The organism is Pseudomonas sp. P5_A2_2, from assembly GCF_054177685.1.
Genome location: NZ_JBGCUL010000676.1, coordinates 1 through 2,474 on the forward strand (window position 1 = coordinate 1; position 2,474 = coordinate 2,474).

Annotated in this window: 3 protein-coding genes; all 3 read left to right on the forward strand. The window is 61.2% G+C overall.

Annotated features, from left to right (window positions below):
* Nucleotides 1–359, forward strand: a 359-nt coding sequence (gene tssE / locus ACXRVY_RS24050) for a type VI secretion system baseplate subunit TssE (RefSeq protein ID WP_458238432.1), incomplete at its 5' end; no start/stop codon positions are given.
* A gap of 7 nt (nucleotides 360–366) precedes the next feature.
* Nucleotides 367–2,133, forward strand: a complete 1,767-nt coding sequence (tssF, locus tag ACXRVY_RS24055; RefSeq protein ID WP_223463488.1) for a type VI secretion system baseplate subunit TssF — start codon at nucleotides 367–369, stop codon at nucleotides 2,131–2,133.
* On the forward strand, nucleotides 2,097–2,474 hold a 378-nt coding region (locus ACXRVY_RS24060), incomplete at its 3' end, for a type VI secretion system baseplate subunit TssG (protein ID WP_458238433.1). The genes tssF and ACXRVY_RS24060, both read left to right, overlap by 37 nt.

Consider the following 2,474-nt stretch of genomic DNA (forward strand, 5'->3'; position numbering starts at 1 on the left):
GCAGCGCGGTTGAGCAGGTGCACCAGCGTGTCGAGGCGATCAAACGCCACTTGGAACAGGTGCTCAACTCACGCCAGGGCTGCTCGCAAAGCAGCCCTGAACTGGGCCTGTGCGATTTCAATGGGGTTACCCAGGCCAGCAGTGATCTGGTGGTGGCCATCAGCGCCGATATTCGGCGCTCGGTGGAGGCGTTTGAACCGCGCATCAAGGTCACCGGCGTGCGTTATCAGCCCGACCCGGATTTGCCGCTGGAGCTGAACTTTCGCCTGGATTGCCAGGTGCGGGTCAACCACAAGGAAGAACAGGTGCTGATCGAGGTGGCCATGCATGGCCGCGACGGCTACACCCGCGTGAGATGAGGATGCAATGGACTTGAAACAACGCTTTGCCGAGGAGTTGCGCTACCTGCGAGAACTCGGCCGCGAGTTTGCCGAGGACAACCCGCAGCTGGCGCAATTTCTCGGCGACCAGGCCGGTGACCCGGACGTGGAGCGACTGCTGGAGGGCTTTGCCTTCCTCACCGCCAAGCTGGGGATGAAGATCGACGACGACTTGCCGGAGCTGACTCATCCGCTGTTGCAGATGCTCTGGCCTAACTACCTGCGGCCCCTGCCCAGTGCGACCATCATCCGCTTTGCACCGCTGCCCGATGCGATCAGCCAGCGCCAGGTGATTCCCAAGGGCACACCGTTATTTGCCAAACCGGTAGATGGCATTTCCTGCCAGTTTCGCACCTGCACCGACGTCAATCTGTATCCGCTAGCCTTACAGGAGGTCAGCGACGCTCACAGCCGCGAGGCCTCGGTGATGCGCATCGACCTCAAGGTGCTGACGGACCAGCCGCTGACCAGCATGGCCTGCGATCAGCTGGATTTTCATCTGGGCGGGGATAACGCCACTGCCATGACGTTGTACCTGTGGCTTGCCCATTATCTGGACAGCATCACGCTGCAGGTCAACGGCCAGAGCCATCGCCTGTCTGCAAAAGATATCGGTTTCCCCGGCTTCACCACCGACGAGGCACTGCTGCCCTACCCGCGCAATGTGTTCGATGGTTACCGGATCCTGCAGGAGTACTTTGTGTTCCCGCAGCGTTTCCACTTTTTCAGCCTGACCCATCTGGCCCACATTTGGCCGGATGTCAGCGCCACGACTCTGCGTTTCGAGTTTCAGTTCGCCCGGCCCATGCCGCCTGATATCCGCCTGCGCACCAGTGACTTGCACCTGTATTGCGCGCCGGCAGTCAACCTGTTCCGCCACGACGCCAACCCGATTGCGCTGTACGGGCGCAGCGTGGAGCGGCGTATCAGCCCCAGCGGCAACCGCCCCGAAGCTTACGAGATTTTCAGCGTCGACAAGGTGGCCGGCTGGGACGCCGCCGACAAGGAGCGCAAAGGCGATCCGTTGCGACGTTTTACCCCGTTCGAATCGTTCCAGCATGAGATCGAACATGCGCGGGGCCGCACGGCACTGTACTTCCGCACGCATATCGAGCAATCCCATGGGCGTGAAGGTTTGCGCCATCGCATCGCCTTCGTGCGTGGTGATGAAAGCCTGTACATCGGTGAGCATGAAGCGGCGTCCATCGAACTGACCTGCACCAATCGCGACCTGCCGCAGCTGCTGGGTGTGGGGGATGTGTCGCTGTCCACCGAGGTCACGCCGTCGTTTGCCACCTACACCAACCTGATCGCACCGACTCGAAGCTACCGGCCAGTGCTGGACAGCAGCCTGCACTGGACGCTGATTTCCAACCTGTCGCTGAACTACCTGTCGTTGCTGTCGGCCGAGCCGCTCAAGGCGGTGATCCGCGCCTATGACTTCGCCGCTTTGCACGACCTGCAACAGGCCCGCGCCACGCGCAAACGCCTCAACGGCATCCACGAGGCCGTGACAACCCCCATCGACTGGCTCATGAAAGGCCAGCCGGTGCGCGGCTTGCAGACCCGCTTGCAACTGGACCAAAACGCTTTTCTCTGCGAGGGCGAGCTGTACCTGTTCGCCAGCGTGCTTTCGCACTTTTTCGCCCTGTACGCGAGCATCAATTCCTTCCATCGCCTGGAAGTGATCAATACCACCAACAACGAGCGTTATGAATGGCCACTGTTGACCGGCAGACAACCCGTGATCTAGCTGATGTACTGCTGGCCGACGCGCGGAACTATTCGTTTCACCGTCTGCTGGAGCATCTGCACGCCTTGCATGGCGATGACCTGGAGGCGCAACCCTTGAGTGCGGCGGCGCGCCGGCGTGTGCGCCTGCAAAGCCATGCGGGGCTGGGTTTTCCGGCCTCCGACGTGGTCGAGGCGGTACGCCTTGAGGAGGATCGCGCAGAGGTGCGCTATCGCTTGCAGACCAGCTTCTTTGGCCTGCACGGCACCGACTCGCCGCTGCCCGGTTATTACCTGGATCGCCTGGCTTACGAACAGGCTCAGGAGCGCGGTATTCGACCGGCGTTCATGGACTTTTTCAAT

What these genes read in the sequence shown, in the direction of transcription:
- tssF (WP_223463488.1), top strand. Translation starts at nt 367, where the DNA reads ATGGACTTGAAACAACGCTTTGCCGAGGAGTTGCGCTACCTGCGAGAA.